General features: G+C 70.2%; 14 protein-coding genes and 1 pseudogene. 10 read left to right on the forward strand and 5 right to left on the reverse strand.

The window, feature by feature from the left end:
* The first annotated feature begins 294 nt into the window (after positions 1-294).
* The 4 genes and pseudogenes from AB0G47_RS30780 (at position 295) to AB0G47_RS30795 (ending at position 2,260) form a co-directional block, all read left to right on the forward strand.
* Complete coding sequence (locus tag AB0G47_RS30780) at positions 295-579, forward strand: hypothetical protein (RefSeq protein ID WP_360776703.1); 285 nt, start codon at positions 295-297, stop codon at positions 577-579.
* Between the two features lie 163 nt (positions 580-742).
* Positions 743-829, forward strand: a pseudogene (locus tag AB0G47_RS30785) (chaplin family protein); the annotation flags it as partial.
* Positions 830-1,011: 182 nt separating this feature from the next.
* Positions 1,012-1,689: a vitamin K epoxide reductase family protein gene (locus tag AB0G47_RS30790; RefSeq protein WP_360776705.1), complete on the forward strand. Its 678-nt coding sequence runs from the start codon at positions 1,012-1,014 to the stop codon at positions 1,687-1,689.
* A 112-nt stretch (positions 1,690-1,801) separates the two neighbouring features.
* The gene (locus AB0G47_RS30795; protein WP_360776707.1) at positions 1,802-2,260 is read left to right on the forward strand and encodes a hypothetical protein; all 459 of its coding nucleotides are present in this window, start codon (positions 1,802-1,804) and stop codon (positions 2,258-2,260) included.
* A 70-nt stretch (positions 2,261-2,330) separates the two neighbouring features.
* On the opposite strand, the gene AB0G47_RS30800 is transcribed toward AB0G47_RS30795, so the two are convergent.
* Complete coding sequence (locus AB0G47_RS30800) at positions 2,331-2,618, reverse strand: chaplin (RefSeq protein WP_360776709.1); 288 nt, start codon at positions 2,616-2,618, stop codon at positions 2,331-2,333.
* Positions 2,619-2,777: 159 nt separating this feature from the next.
* Between AB0G47_RS30800 and AB0G47_RS30805 the strand changes: the two genes are divergently transcribed.
* Positions 2,778-3,053: a hypothetical protein gene (locus AB0G47_RS30805; protein ID WP_360776711.1), complete on the forward strand. Its 276-nt coding sequence runs from the start codon at positions 2,778-2,780 to the stop codon at positions 3,051-3,053.
* 22 nt (positions 3,054-3,075) lie between these two features.
* On the opposite strand, the gene AB0G47_RS30810 is transcribed toward AB0G47_RS30805, so the two are convergent.
* Positions 3,076-4,170 carry a S1 family peptidase gene (locus AB0G47_RS30810; RefSeq protein WP_360776713.1) on the reverse strand — a complete coding sequence of 365 codons (1,095 nt, stop codon included), beginning with the start codon at positions 4,168-4,170 and terminating at the stop codon, positions 3,076-3,078.
* Positions 4,171-4,625: 455 nt separating this feature from the next.
* On the opposite strand from AB0G47_RS30810, the gene fusA reads away from it, so the two are divergent.
* A complete protein-coding gene (fusA, locus tag AB0G47_RS30815; RefSeq protein WP_360776716.1) occupies positions 4,626-6,707 on the forward strand; it encodes an elongation factor G in 2,082 nt (693 codons plus the stop codon).
* 72 nt (positions 6,708-6,779) lie between these two features.
* Here fusA and ychF read toward each other — a convergent pair whose 3' ends face one another.
* The gene (gene ychF / locus AB0G47_RS30820) at positions 6,780-7,868 is read right to left on the reverse strand and encodes a redox-regulated ATPase YchF (RefSeq protein ID WP_360776718.1); all 1,089 of its coding nucleotides are present in this window, start codon (positions 7,866-7,868) and stop codon (positions 6,780-6,782) included.
* 199 nt (positions 7,869-8,067) lie between these two features.
* On the opposite strand from ychF, the gene AB0G47_RS30825 reads away from it, so the two are divergent.
* Positions 8,068-8,706, forward strand: a complete 639-nt coding sequence (locus AB0G47_RS30825) for a DUF6542 domain-containing protein (protein WP_360776720.1) — start codon at positions 8,068-8,070, stop codon at positions 8,704-8,706.
* A gap of 12 nt (positions 8,707-8,718) precedes the next feature.
* Here AB0G47_RS30825 and ppgK read toward each other — a convergent pair whose 3' ends face one another.
* Positions 8,719-9,462: a polyphosphate--glucose phosphotransferase gene (gene ppgK, locus AB0G47_RS30830; RefSeq protein ID WP_360776722.1), complete on the reverse strand. Its 744-nt coding sequence runs from the start codon at positions 9,460-9,462 to the stop codon at positions 8,719-8,721.
* 30 nt (positions 9,463-9,492) lie between these two features.
* On the reverse strand, positions 9,493-10,479 hold the full coding sequence (locus AB0G47_RS30835) for a 4-hydroxy-3-methylbut-2-enyl diphosphate reductase (RefSeq protein WP_266870440.1): 987 nt from the start codon (positions 10,477-10,479) through the stop codon (positions 9,493-9,495).
* 85 nt (positions 10,480-10,564) lie between these two features.
* Between AB0G47_RS30835 and AB0G47_RS30840 the strand changes: the two genes are divergently transcribed.
* The 3 genes from AB0G47_RS30840 to AB0G47_RS30850 all read left to right on the forward strand — a co-directional run bounded on the left by AB0G47_RS30840 (position 10,565) and on the right by AB0G47_RS30850 (position 13,859).
* Positions 10,565-11,959 (forward strand): APC family permease, encoded by a 1,395-nt coding sequence (locus AB0G47_RS30840; RefSeq protein WP_360776725.1) that lies wholly within the window; start codon positions 10,565-10,567, stop codon positions 11,957-11,959.
* 415 nt (positions 11,960-12,374) lie between these two features.
* The gene (gene xseA, locus AB0G47_RS30845) at positions 12,375-13,592 is read left to right on the forward strand and encodes an exodeoxyribonuclease VII large subunit (RefSeq protein ID WP_360776727.1); all 1,218 of its coding nucleotides are present in this window, start codon (positions 12,375-12,377) and stop codon (positions 13,590-13,592) included.
* A gap of 9 nt (positions 13,593-13,601) precedes the next feature.
* Positions 13,602-13,859, forward strand: coding sequence for an exodeoxyribonuclease VII small subunit (locus tag AB0G47_RS30850; RefSeq protein WP_266870437.1), 258 nt, complete (start codon positions 13,602-13,604; stop codon positions 13,857-13,859).
* Positions 13,860-13,953 lie beyond the last annotated feature (94 nt).

Here is a 13,953-nt window from a genome sequence, read left to right on the forward strand (position 1 = left end):
GTCCTTGCGCCGGACGCGGTCGTAGCGGTGCAGGTGTCGGTGGGCGTCCCGGATGACGCGGGGCCCCCGCCGCGTCGGCCTTTCCGGGCCGGCGCGGCGGCCTTTTCATGTCCGCGCCCTATGCCCTTCCCGCCGCCCATCTCATACGAGCATGAGACACCGCCTTCGTTCGGGTGGGTTCCTGGAATTTCCCGCCGCACAGAGTTTCCGCTGTACAGAGCGCTCGTTAGCCACGGCGAAGTGAACGGTGAAAATCCCCTCTGGCGACCACCCGTCGCCCAAGAAAGGAACACGATGAAGCCCCTGAAGGCTGCCGCTGTCGTTGCCGGATCCATGGTCATCGCTGGTGCCGCCGCACCCGCCTTCGCCGCCGACCTCACGCCCACCAGCCTGAACGGTGCACTGAACACGATCGGCACCCAGTCGACCCTCGACGCGTCCCCGGTAGCCACCAACTCCCTCGACTCCGAAAACCCCAGCTCGGTCGTCAACACCGTGAAGGGTGCCACGGAAAAGGTGCGCGCGAGCGGCAACGGCGCGCCGTCGCAGCTTCTCGGCGGACTTCCCCTCGCGAAGTAGAGCTGAATCGGATCTCTGCTCCACCCCTTCCTCTCGGCTTGTTGCACCGAATGAGGGAACCAAATACCTGGGCGTGCCCCTGCGGAATCCCCCGCAGCCAAGTCCATAAGGCAACGAAGACCCGAAGGGCAGGTTTGAATATGAACACTGCCGGCTCCCGGTCCACGTTCCGGTGAACGTCTCGGGCAACACCGCCAACCTGATCGGCGCCCTGAACCCGGCGTTCGGCAACCAGGCCACCAACAGCTGACGCGCTCCCCCGAGGAGCGCCGCCGCGGCCGTACGGCGCGCGAAGGCGAGGGCCGGTTCCGCGGATGATTCCGCGGAACCGGCCCTCGGGGCATGCCGTCCCTCGGAACGTGCCGCACCTCAACACCCAGTGCGCCGTGCCCGCCGCCCCCCCCCCCCCGAATTCAGTGAGGACCGCAGCCCATGCACACCGAGGCGCCTCTGCCCGGAGCACGTACGCCGGAGGACCGCAGGCCCGAAGTCCGTACGTCCGAAGCACCCGCACACCAGACGGACGCACCACCCGGTGTCGCCGGCAGCCGTGCCTTCGCGCTGCTTCTGGTCATCACGGGGGCAGCGGGCCTCCTTGCCGCGTGGGTCATCACGCTGGACAAGTTCAAGCTGCTCGAGGACCCGAACTTCACGCCGGGCTGCAGCCTCAATCCCGTCGTCTCGTGCGGCAACATCATGAAGAGCGAGCAGGCGTCCGCCTTCGGGTTCCCCAATCCGATGCTGGGCATCGCTGCGTACGCGGTCGTGATGTGTATCGGCGTGGGCCTGCTGGGCCGGGCCCGCTTCCCGCGCTGGTACTGGCTGTCCCTCAACACGGGCACGCTCTTCGGGGTGGGGTTCTGCACCTGGCTGCAGTACGAGTCGCTCTACACGATCAACTCGCTGTGCCTGTGGTGCTCTCTGGCCTGGGTCGCCACGATCGTCATGTTCTGGTACGTGACGTCGTTCAACATCCGTAACGGCCTGCTGCCCGCGCCCTCCGGGCTGCGTACGTTCCTCGGCGCATTCACCTGGGTGCTTCCGGTACTGCACGTCGGCGTGATCGGGATGCTGATCCTGACCCGCTGGTGGGACTTCTGGACCAGCTGAATATCGGGGAATTGCTGCGACCGGGGGAATTCTGCGCTGATACCGCCCGCGGGGTCGTTTCCCGGTCATGAAGACGACTACTCGAGGAACTCTTGCGGGTCTCATCACCTGCGTGGCCGCCGCGACCGCGTCGGCGGCTCCGGCCGAGGCCGCGGAGCACGCCCCCGTGGCCATCCCGCTCAGCGCCCTGGGATGGGCCCTGGACACCGAGGCCCCGGAGATCAGCACCGGCGTTCCGATCCCCAGGCCGGGCGTGCCCGACCGCCCGCACATCGGGAAGGACCGGCTGTTCCCCGACCCGAGCCTGCCGCAGGTCCCGTTCGGCACCGTACTGCCCGCAACCCGGGTGGCGGCGCCCCTGTCCGACGCCCTCGGCAGTACCGGTCCCGATCAACTCGACGTCACCGCGCCGGAATCAGACCTGAACACCGCGACACCGGGGGCCTCGATCGGCGCCCCCCTGACCCGCCCCCGGCGCGAACGCCCCATCCCCGGGACGGCGCTTCCCCATGCCGCCCTGCACGCACCGGTGTTGCAGACGGCGCCGGCAGCCGTGGCCGGCCTCACGTAAGAGAAGTCCAGCAGCGGTCATCACAGAAAACCCCCGGCGGTGGTCACCGCCGGGGGCTTCGCGCCGAGGGTCAGCGGCCGTAGCCCTTGCTCTTGCTCTTGGTCTTGCCGTTGCCACCGTCGCTGTTTACGCAGGTGTTCCCGAACGCCGGGTTCAGCACCCCGATGACGTTCACGGTGTTGCCGCAGACGTTGGCCGGGACGTGGGCCGGGACCTGGACGAGGTTCCCCGACAGGACGCCGGAAGAGTCAACGGCCATGCCCTTGGCCCCCGCGTCCGCCGCGGCCAGACCGGCCCCACCGAGCACCATGGCGCCCGTGCCGAGAGCGACGCCGGCTGCCTTCGCGATGCGAGACATCACGTTCTCCTTTGAATTGACGAGTACGGGCGCATGGACGCGCCCGTACTTCCCTTTGAACGGCGCCACCGACAGCAGGTAACGGCACTGATAGGTACATCATTGGCGAAATCGGCCGTAAGGCCGTGTCCACCACAGGGGAGAGCCGTTGCGCAGAACATGATTTCAACACGACGCATCGTTGCCGCCGTCGCTCTCGCCGCCGGGGCCTCGGCCCTGGCCGCCCCCGCGGCGAACGCCGCCACCGCCCCCATCGCCCCCGTCTCCCCCGTCTCCCCCGTCTCCCCCGTCTCCCCCATCGACACGATCGACGGGCTCGCCAAGTCCGGGATTCCCGAGGAGCGCCGGGGCAAGGTCCCGACCGTCGCCGGTCAGCTCGGCCAGTTGAGCGAGCTGGCCGAGCCGGTCAAGGGCGGCGTCCCCGCGGTGCAGTAGCCGGCGTGCGGAGCCGGGCCTGTCAGAGCTCGGCCCCCGTGGCGCTCAGCGCGTCGGTCACCGGTTGGAAGAAGGTCTCGCCTCCCGACGTGCAGTCGCCGCTGCCGCCGGATGTCAGGCCCACGGCCGCGTCGCCGGAGAACATGGCGCCGCCGCTGTCGCCCGGCTCGGCGCACACATCCGTCTGGATCAGGCCGTTGACGATGTCGCCGTTGCCGTAGTTCACCGTGGCGTCCAGGCCGGTCACCGTGCCCTCGGAGGTCCCCGTGGTGCTTCCGCTGCGGGTCACCTGCATGCCGACGCTCGCCTCTGCGGCCTGTGTGATCTCCTGCTGCGAGCCATTCTGCAGGTCGACCGAGCTGGGCGCCTCGGTGGCCGGGTCGTCGTACTTCACCAGGGCGAAGTCGCTCTCCGGGAAGACCGATTCGACGACCGTGCCGAGCGGTTCGGCGCCTGCCTGATCACCGGTCCAGGTCTGCGATGCGTTGCCGCAGTGGCCCGCGGTGAGGAAGGCGGGCTCCCCTTGCAGGGTGACGTTGAAGCCGAGCGAGCAGCGTGAGCCGCCGCCGAAGATCGCGTCCCCGCCCTCCGCGAACGGCTTGAACTCCCCCGCCGACCGCTTGACTGTCACCATTCCGTCCATGCTCTCGGCGGCCGCGTTCAGCTGGGCCAGGCCGCCACGCGTGACCGTCCGGTCCGCGATCACCGACACCTTGTTGGTCTTCGGGTCGATCGCCCACGAGGTGCCGGGCACCGCGGCCTTGTCGCTCAGCGTCCCGGTCGCGGCCTTCAGCTCGGCGGTGCTGTTCTCCACCACCCTGGCCACCGCGCCCTCGGCCCGCACGCGCTCGGCGGAGCTCTCGTCGGTGACGTTCATGACCAGTTGGCGCTTCTCGCCGTCGTAGAACCAGCCCGCGCCGCCGCCCCCGAGGTCCGCCGCGAGCGACGTTCCGACCCGGGCCGCCGAGCGTTGGGTGTACGCGCGTGCCTCCTGGTCCTGCTTGTCCTTGGCGCCGCTCGCGTTGGCGTGCGGGAGCAGCGTCGCCGCGGCGGCGATCGCGACGGCACCCGCCCCTATCAGCGCACCGGTCCTCTTGTTGACTCGTCGATGGCTCAAGTCGCTGACCTCCCATGAGTGTTGGGCACACCGGGGGCACGAGGGACTGGCGGCCCCGGTGTGACCGCTGATGCATCCACGTACGTATGGGAGGCGCGTGGGACTCAATGGGGCACGCGGACGGCCGAATAATTCCCGTGCCCGCGGCCCGCCCGCTCGCTTAGGCTCGGTGCGCGCGCCGCGACGGCAAGGCGGTGCGCCTTTCGTCGAGCGATTCATGTGAGGGGGCCGGGCCATGTGTGACCGCACTGCTGCCCGCGCTCCCCGGTCGCGGTACGACGTGATCCCGGTGTCTTGGTGCGCCCGGTGACGGCTGCGCGGCCGTCACCGAATCTCCGCGACGCGAAAAGCTGACTCCGCACTTCGGCTCTTCCGCTCTTCCGCCGGAGTCCCTTTGGAGTCCCGTCCGGAAATCGCGCTGCCCTGCTCCTGAGCACACCGAAAGGCCTTGGGCCATGCGCACCAACTTGCCTGCCCCGTCCACCCGTTCATCGGCGAACGTCCGCAATCTCGGCATCCTCGCCCACGTCGACGCCGGCAAGACCACCGTCACCGAACGGATCCTGTTCCTCACCGGCGCCACCCACAAGCGAGGCGAGGTCCACGACGGCACGACCGTCACCGACTTCGACGCGCAGGAACGCGACCGCGGGATCACCATCTTCGCGGCGGCCGTCAGCTGTGCCTGGGACGGCCACCGGATCAACCTGATCGACACGCCGGGCCATGTCGACTTCGCCGACGAGGTGGAGCGTTCGCTGCGGGTGCTCGACGGGGCGGTCGCGGTGTTCGACGCCGTCGCGGGCGTCGAACCGCAGAGCGAGTCGGTGTGGCGGCAGGCCGATCGGTACGGCGTGCCGCGGATCGCGTTCGTCAACAAACTGGACCGCGCGGGCGCCGATCTCGACACGGCGGTCGCCTCGATACGGGAGCGGCTGCACACGGTCCCGCTGGTGGTGCAGCTGCCGATCGGGCAGGAGGACGAGTTCACGGGCGTCGTGGACCTGCTGCGGATGCGCGCCCAGGTCTGGCACGCGGGCCGCGGCGATACGTACGACACCCATGACGCGTACGAAGTGGTCCCGATCCCCGCGGCTCTGCGCGAACAGGCGGACCGGCGGCGGCACTTGCTGGAGGAGACGGTGGCCGAGCTCCACCCGGCGGCGATGGAGGAGTACTGCACGACGTCGGCGCTCTCGACAGGGACACTGACCGCCGCGCTGCGCGATCTCACCCTCAGCGGTGAGGGCGTGGTGGTCCTGTGCGGCTCGGCCTACCGCAACCGCGGCATCGAGCCGCTGCTGGAGGCCGTGGTGTCCTACCTGCCGTCGCCGCAGGACGTACCGGCGATGCGCGGGAGCTGGGACGACGCCGTGCAGGAGCGCGCCGCCGACCCGACGGCGCCGTTCGCCGGCCTCGTCTTCAAGGTGAACGCGACGGCGACGGGACGGATGACGTATCTGCGCGTGTACTCGGGAACGATCACGAAGGGAGACACGGTGATGAACGCGGGCACGGGCCGCGGCGAGCGCATCGGCCGCATCCTGCGCGTACAGGCCGACCGCCACGCGGAGTTGGACCGGGCGGTCGCCGGCGACATCGTGGCCGTGATCGGCCCGAAGTCCGCACGCGCCGGCAGCACGCTGTGCGCGCCCGGCGCCCCGCTGGTCCTCGAACCGCCCGCGGTGGCGGCAGCGGTGGTCTCCGTGGCGGTCGAGGCCCGCAGGAACGTCGACACCGGACGGCTGTCGTCGGCGCTTGCCCGCCTGGTCGAGGAGGACCCCTCGCTGGCCGTGCGGGTCGACCCCGAGACCGGCCAGACGGTGCTCTCCGGCATGGGTGAACTGCATCTGGAGGTCGCGGTGGAGAAGATCCGCCGTACGCACGGCTTCGACGTCGAGGTCGGCCGCCCGCAGGTGTCCTACCGGGAGACGGTCGTGCGCGGGGTGCCAGGACTGACGTACCGGCATGTCAAACAGGAGGGAGGCGCGGGGCAGTTCGCGCATGTGGTGCTCGATGTCGAGCCACTGGAGGCGCACGCCTTTGTGTTCGACTCCACGGTCGTCGGCGGCCGGGTGCCGCAGGAGTACGTCCGTGCGGTGGAGGCCGGTTGCCGGGACGCTCTCGCGGAGGGCCCGCTCGGCGGCCATCCGGTGACGGGGCTGCGGGTGACGCTGACCGACGGGGCGACCCACTCCAAGGACTCCTCGGAGATGGCGTTCCGCACGGCGGGCCGCTTCGCGCTCCGTGAGGCGCTGCGGGCCGCCGAGATGGCCCTGCTCGAACCGGTCGTCGAGCTGACGGCCACGGTGCCGGACGACGCCGTCGGGGCCGTGCTCGGCGACCTGGCGGCGCGCCGCGGCCGCGTCTCGGCCTCGACCACGCGGGCCGGCACGGCGGTCCTCACGGCAACGGTGCCGCTGGCCGAGCTGTTCGGCTACGCGTCGCGCCTGCGCGGCCGTACGCAGGGCCGGGGGACGTTCACGACCCGGCCGACCGGGTACGCGGTGGTGCCGGCCGGGGTGCTGGTCCGGTAGCGCGCGAGGACGGCCCCGCCCCTTGGGGGGCGGGGCCGTCGTCGGTGCGGGCTGGGGAGGGCCCCCGGGGGGTCAGACGTTGAAGCGGAACTCCACCACGTCCCCGTCCTGCATCACATACTCCTTGCCCTCCATGCGTGCCTTGCCGGCCGCGCGGGCGTCGGCGACCGAGCCCGTTTCGACCAGGTCCGCGAAGGAGATGACCTCGGCCTTGATGAAGCCCTTCTGGAAGTCCGTGTGGATCACACCGGCCGCCTCGGGGGCCGTCGCGCCCTGGGGGATCGTCCAGGCGCGGGACTCCTTGGGCCCTGCCGTGAGGTAGGTCTGGAGGCCGAGGGTGCGGAAGCCGACGTGGGCGAGGGTGGCCAGGCCGGGCTCTTCCTGGCCGACCGACTGGAGGAGCTCGAGGGCCTCGTCGTCGTCCAGCTCGGCGAGGTCCGCCTCCAGCTTGGCGTTGAGGAAGATCGCCTCGGCGGGGGCGACCAGGGCGCGCTGCTCGGCCTTGAAGTCGTCGTCCGTCAGCTCGTCCTCGTCCACGTTGAAGACGTAGAGGAAGGGCTTGGTGGTGAGGAGGTGCAGGTCGTGCAGGAGTTCCTCGTTGCCCGAGCCCTGGACGATGCCCGCGGAGAACAGCGTGTCGCCGCGCTCCAGGATCGCCTGGGCCTCCTCGACCGCCTTCACCTTCGGGGCGATGTCCTTCTTGATCCGCGACTCCTTCTGGAGGCGGGGGAGGACCTTCTCGATGGTCTGGAGGTCGGCGAGGATCAGCTCGGTGTTGATCGTCTCGATGTCGTTCTTCGGGGAGACCTTACCGTCCACGTGGACGACGTTCTCGTCCTTGAAGGCACGGATGACCTGGCAGATCGCGTCAGACTCGCGGATGTTCGCGAGGAACTTGTTGCCGAGGCCCTCGCCCTCGCTCGCGCCGCGCACGATGCCCGCGATGTCGACGAAGTCGACCGTGGCGGGAAGGATCTTCTGCGAGCTGAAGATTCCGGCGAGCTGGGTGAGGCGGGGGTCGGGGACGCCGACCACGCCTACGTTGGGCTCGATCGTGGCGAACGGGTAGTTGGCCGCAAGCACGTCGTTCTTGGTCAGGGCGTTGAACAGGGTCGACTTGCCGACATTGGGCAGACCGACGATTCCGATCGTGAGCGACACGTTGCGACTTCCCGTACGTGAGGGCTGTGGGTGGACGGCCCTGAGGGCCGGAGAGCGACCGTGGGGCGATCCCCCAGTCTACGGCGTGCGGGCCCGGCCCTCGTCGGCGTACCGCTCGCGGATCGAACGCTTGGCCAAGGTCGGCCAAAGGGCGTGTCCCAGGCAGGATTATCAGTATGGGTCGACCTAGGTTGGTCCGGTGGAGCAACACAGGACGCGTCCCCCTCAGCATCCGGCCCGGCCACGACGCACCGCGCCCCTGCCCCCGCAGGGCAGGCCCGCCGAATCGTCGGCGGTCTACCGCGCCGCGTCCCGCCCCCGCCGCCCCGCCCCGCCCTTCGTACGCAGACTGCGCATGCTGCCGCTCTATCGCTGCTACCGCTGGCTGCGCCGGATGCCCAACCCGCGTCTGACCGGTATCGGGTCCGGGCTCTTCTGTGCCGCGACGATGTTTCTGCTCGCCTGTCTGCTGTGGCTGTTCTTCGGCAGCTCGAACGGGTCTCTCGTCGCGTATGGGGTGCTTTTCGTGCCCGTCAGTGCGCTGACCGCGTTCTGGGTGCGGCCGGTCGACCTGGTGACCGCGCCGGTCGCGGTGCCGATCGCCTTCGTGGCCGGGCTGCCGCCGGTCTCGGGGGGCAGCGGCGGCTTCGGCGGGCAGTTCATGGGGATGATCACCGCGCTCGCGCTGCACGCGGGCTGGCTGTACGGGGGGACGCTGGTCGCCGGGGTCGTCGTGATCGTCCGGCGGATCCGGTTCCTGGCGCAGCGGCGGCGGGCGCGGGCCGCTGCTGCCGCCGCCGGGCCGCGGGCGCCTCGGCGGCGGATGCCCGCCACGTAACCCCGAAGGGGGCTAGGCCTCGCCCGCGGCCGCCATCGCCGCGCCCACGATGCCCGCGTTGTTCTGCAGCTGCGCCGGGACCAGCTCCGCGCGGATGCCCTTGATCAGGGGCAGGAACTTCTCGGCCTTGCGGCTCACACCGCCGCCGATGATGACGAGCTCGGGCGAGAACAGCATCTCGACGTGCGCCAGATACTTCTGGACCCTGCGCGCCCAGCGCTCCCAGCTCAGGTCCTCGTCCTCCTTGGCCTTGGACGAGGCGCGCTTCTCCGCGTCGTGGCCGTGCAGTTCGAGGTGGCCGAGCTCCGTGTTCGGGACCAGGCGGCCGCCGGTGAAGAGGGCGCTGCCGATGCCGGTGCCGAACGTGAGCAGCAGGACCGTGCCCTTGTGGCCGCGCCCCGCGCCGAAGTGCATCTCGGCGACGCCCGCCGCGTCCGCGTCGTTCAGGACGGTGACGGGGACGCCGCCGAGCCGGTCGGACGCCAGGGCCTGGATGTCCGTACCGATCCAGCTCTTGTCGACGTTGGCCGCCGTGCGCGCCGTGCCGTCGGTGATCACGCCGGGGAACGTGGCGCCGACCGGGCCCTTCCAGGCGAAGTGCTCGACGACCTCGCGCACCTTGTCGGCCACGCCGTCGGGCGTGGCCGGATGCGGGGTCAGGACCTTGTGCCTCTCTTGTGCCAGGTCTCCGCGGTCCAGGTCAACGGGAGCGCCCTTGATCCCGGATCCGCCGATGTCCACACCGAAGATCTGCATGGACACCACGTTACGACGCCGGACTGACAGTCACTTCTCGGCGGAGAGCTCCGCAGCCTCCGCGCGCAGGTCGCGGCGGAGCTCCTTGGGCAGCGAGAAGGTGATGGACTCCTCGGCCGTCTTCACCGTCTCCACGTCGCCGTAGCCCCGCTCGGCGAGCCACTCGATGACGCCGTCCACCAGGACGTCGGGAACGGACGCGCCCGAGGTCAGGCCGACCGTGGTCACGCCCTCCAGCCAGGCCTCGTCGATCTCGTCGGCGTTGTCGACAAGGTGCGAGGCCGGCACGCCCGCCTCCAGGGCGACCTCGACCATGCGGATCGAGTTCGAGGAGTTCTTGGAACCGACGACGATGACGAGATCGGCGTCCTCGGCGAGCTTCTTCACGGCGATCTGGCGGTTCTGCGTGGCGTAGCAGATGTCGTCGCTGGGAGGGGAGATGAGGCCCGGGAACTTCGTCTTCAGGGCGTCTACCGTCTCCATCGTCTCGTCTACCGAGAGCGTGGTCTGGGAGAGCCAGACGACCTTGTCGGGGTCGCGGACCTCGACGTTCGCGACGTCGTCGGGGCCGTCGACCAGCGTGATGTGGTCGGGCGCCTCACCGGACGTGCCGATGACCTCCTCGTGGCCCTCGTGGCCGATCAGGAGGATGTCGAAGTCGTCCTTGGCGAAGCGGACCGCTTCTTTGTGGACCTTCGTGACGAGGGGGCACGTGGCGTCGATGGTGGCGAGCTTCCGCTCGGCGGCCTCGGCGTGGACGGTCGGGGCGACGCCGTGCGCGGAGAACATGACGATGGAGCCCTCGGGGACCTCCGCCGTCTCCTCGACGAAGATCGCGCCCTTCTTCTCCAGGGTCTGCACCACGTACTTGTTGTGCACGATCTCGTGGCGGACATAGATCGGGGACCCGTACTGCTCAAGGGCCTTCTCGACGGCGATCACGGCACGGTCCACACCCGCGCAGTAGCCGCGGGGGGCGGCGAGCAGGACTCGGCGGGCAGGAGTCGAAGCAGTCATACCCACCATCGTAAGGCCGAGCCCAGCGCGTCAAAGATCGCCTTCTTGGGGAGACTGGGGGTCCGCGTTCACTTACGGAGGCGAGATGTCCGGTAACTCAGACAGTGCGGCGGATTCCGGTCCTGGTACCGGTACCGGCACCGCTGTCGAAGGGGACGGACTGCGGCGCAGTCTCGGCTTCCGGGATCTCGTCGTCTACGGACTGCTGTTCATCGCCCCCATGGCGCCGGTCGGTGTCTTCGGGACGCTCGACGCCAAATCGCACGGGGCCGTCGCGCTCGTCTACGTCATCGCCACGATCGCCATGGCGTTCACCGCTTTCAGTTACGCCCAGATGGTGAGGGTGGTCCCCCAGGCGGGCTCCGTCTTCGCGTACGCGCGCGTGGGGCTCGGCAACGGGGCCGGGTTCATCGCCGGGTGGATGGCGATGCTGGACTATCTGCTGATTCCGGCGGTGGCGTATCTCTTCTCCGGGATCGCGATGGAGGCGCTGGTGCCTTCTGTGTCCCGGTGGGTGTGGACGGCGATCGCGGTCCTGGTGACGACCGCGCTGAACCTGTGGGGCGTGCGGGCGGCCGCGCGGGTGGGGTTCCTCGTGCTCGCCATGGAGATCGTGGTCCTGCTCGTCTTCATCGTGTCGGCGATCGTTGTCCTGGCACGGGACGGGGCTGAGCGGGACTGGCTTTCGCCGCTGACCGGGGATGGCTCGCAGGGGGCGTTCGCGCTGTCCGCTGTGGTGGGGGCGGTGTCGGTGGCGGTCCTGTCCTATCTGGGCTTCGACGCGATCGCCTCGTTCGCGGAGGAGGTGACGGGGGGCTCGGCGAAGGTGGCGCGGGCGGTGCTGTTCTGTCTGGCGCTCGCGGGTGTGCTGTTCATCGCCCAGACCTATCTGGTGGCCCTCCTGGAGCCGCTGTCGTCCGCGGAGCTGGCGGCGGAGCCGGGCAAACAGGGGTCTGCTTTCTACGATGCCGTCGACTCGGCGGTGGGTGACTGGCTGCACGACACGGTGGCCGTCAGCAAGGCCATCGGCGCGGCGTTCGCGGCGCTCGCCGGGCAGGCGGCGGCGGGGCGGCTGCTCTTCGCCATGGCGCGGGACCGGCGGCTTCCGCGGGTGCTGTCGCGGACGGATTCCGGTACGCCGCGGGTCGCGCTGTTGTGCGCGGCCGTGGTGACGATGGTGGCCGCGGTGTGGGCGGCGCGGCGGGACGACGGGATGGACCACCTGGTGTCGGTGGTCGACATCGGGGCGCTTTCGGCGTTCGTGCTGTTGCACGCGAGCGTGGTGGGGTGGTTCGTGGTGCGGCGGCGTGGGGGTGCGGTGAGCTGGTGGCGGCATCTGCTGATCCCCGTGCTCGGGGCGGCGATCACCGTCGCGGTGATTGTCGAGGCTTCCGGGACCGCGCAGGTGGTGGGGCTGATCTGGTTCGCGGTGGGGGTTGCGGTGCTGATCCTTCAGGGGGCTCGGCGGGGGGAATCCTGATCCTGCGGGCTGTTGCGCGGGGCTTGGCCCCGGGGGGCGTCGTGGACGCCGCTGCGCGGTCTGTGCGGGTTGGCTCCTGTCTGGGCCGCCGCTTCGCGGCGGATCTTTCCCGCCCACCCACCCGATTGCCCGGCGGTGTGGGGGTGGGTGGGCCAGGGGGTGGGCGTTGGGCCAAGGGTTGGGGGGGGCAGTGGGCGGGTGTCGGGCCAAGAGTGGGGGGCTAGTAGGCGGCCGTCGAGCCAAGAGTCGGGGGGGCCAGTAGGCGAGCGTCCGGGCGGTGGGTGGGTGTTGGCGGTGGGCCTGGGCGTTGGGTCAGTGGGGGGCGGTTCTAGGGGGTTGGGGTGTCGGTGGGGCCTGGCCAGTGGGGGTGGTTTTGGGCGGTTGGACTGTCGGTGGGGGCCTATACGCTCGGGGGATGGCTCTCAATACGTCTGCTGATGCTCCGTTGCCCGTGGGTGAGGTGTCTCGGCTCATCGGGGGGTGGATCGATCGGCTTGGTGCCGTGTGGGTCGAGGGGCAGATCACGCAGTTGTCGCGGCGGCCCGGTGCCGGGGTCGTGTTCATGACGCTGCGGGATCCGTCCCACGACATCTCGGTCAGCGTCACCTGTTATCGGCAGGTGTTCGACGCCGTCGCCGACGTCGTCTCCGAGGGCGCCCGCGTCGTCGTACTCGCCAAGCCCGAGTGGTACGCGCCCCGGGGGCAGCTCTCCCTGCGGGCCACCGAGATAAAGCCGGTGGGTGTCGGGGAACTGCTTGCTCGGATCGAGCAGTTGAAGAAGAGTCTTGCCGGGGAGGGGTTGTTCGCCGCCGAGCGGAAGCAGGCCCTGCCCTTTCTGCCCCAGCTCATCGGGCTCGTCACGGGGCGCGCTTCCGCCGCCGAGCGTGACGTGCTGGAGAACGCCCGGCACCGCTGGCCCGCCGTCCGCTTCGAGGTGCGCAACGTGCCCGTCCAGGGCGTACACGCCGTTCCGCAGGTCGTGCAGGCCGTGAAGGACCTCGACGCGCTCGATGACGTCGACGTGATCATCGTGGCGCGCGGCGGCGGCAGCGTCGAGGATCTGCTGCCGTTCTCGGACGAGCAGCTGGTGCGGGCCGTCGCCTCGTGCCGTACGCCCGTCGTCTCCGCCATCGGGCACGAGCCGGACAATCCGCTGCTCGATTACGTCGCCGATCTGCGCGCCTCGACTCCGACGGACGCCGCCAAGAAGGTCGTGCCGGACGTCGGCGAGGAGCACGAGCGGGTGCGCTGGCTGCGGGACCGGGCGCGGCGCAGCATCGACGCCTTCCTGCAGCGCGAGGACCGCGGGCTCGCGCATGCCCTCGCCCGCCCCTCCATGGAGAACCCGCACCGCATGGTCGAGGAGCGCGAGGAGCAGGTCTCGGCCCTCGTGGACCGCAGCCGCCGCACGCTCGGGCATCTCCTGGACCGCGCCGGTTCGGAGCTGACGCACACCCACGCGCGCGTGGTGGCCCTCTCCCCCGCCGCGACCCTCCAGCGGGGGTACGCGGTGCTGCAGAAGGCGGACGGCGCCGTGGTGCGCGCCGCCGACGAGGTCGCCGCCGACGAGGAGTTGCGGGCACGCGTGGCCGAGGGCGAATTCACCGTACGAACCGTACAAGTCGACATTTAGGGTGGGCACATGACCAGCAAGACGGACGAGGCCACCGGCGCGGCGGACGCGCTCGGCTACGAGCAGGCGCGGGACGAGCTCATCGAGGTCGTACGCCGCCTGGAGGCGGGCGGCACGACCCTGGAGGAGTCGCTCGCCCTGTGGGAGCGGGGCGAGGAACTGTCCAAGGTGTGCCGGCGGTGGCTGGACGGGGCGCGGGCCAGGCTGGACGCCGCCTTGGCCGGACCCGAGGGCGACGGGGACGCCGAGGGCGACGACCAGGGCTGAGCCCGGGTTCGGGCGGGGGCGGAATCTCCCCGCCCGCCCCGTACGGAAAGTTGTGAAGCGGATCACCATGATCCGGTTTTTGTTGAATCTTAAA

This window comes from Streptomyces sp. NPDC021622, from assembly GCF_040640795.1.
In the GTDB taxonomy this organism is placed as follows: domain Bacteria; phylum Actinomycetota; class Actinomycetes; order Streptomycetales; family Streptomycetaceae; genus Streptomyces.